This window comes from Citrobacter sp. W9 (genome assembly GCF_026719375.1).
GTDB classification, from domain to species: Bacteria; Pseudomonadota; Gammaproteobacteria; order Enterobacterales; family Enterobacteriaceae; genus Citrobacter; species Citrobacter werkmanii.
In genome coordinates this window covers 1-339 of the sequence record NZ_JAPPTE010000085.1, presented here as the reverse complement: position 1 = coordinate 339, position 339 = coordinate 1, and the positions used below count along the sequence as shown (strand labels likewise).

The window sequence follows — 339 nt, the reverse complement described above, 5'->3', positions numbered from 1 at the left end:
GAATGACTTTAAATTTAATTTCATTGCAAAGCGAAGCGAAGCTTTGAAAATAAATTTATTGGAAATGGAAAAAAAATGCCATTCAACATATTAAACAATTATAAATGGATGGCTCAGATGAAAATAAAAAAACTAACGACGACAGATAAAAAACACCTCCGATCTAGTTTAGAAGCATTACTCCAGGAATGTGAAAATGACGGAAGAAATCCCGGTATTGCAATGCAGAATTTCGTTTCTTCAAATTTGAAAAATATAAATACTGATGTAAAAAAAGAAACGGCTGAACAATATAGGGAGTTGTTTAAATCGAAAATAAATAAAGATTCTGATGCTGAT

The 339-nt window shown here is 29.8% G+C and carries 1 protein-coding gene; it reads left to right on the top strand.

Annotation, left to right across the window (positions count from 1 at the left end):
* Nucleotides 1-117: 117 nt before the first annotated feature.
* The coding region (locus OOJ59_RS27975) for a hypothetical protein (protein WP_268063560.1) at nt 118-339 on the top strand (222 nt) is incomplete at its 3' end.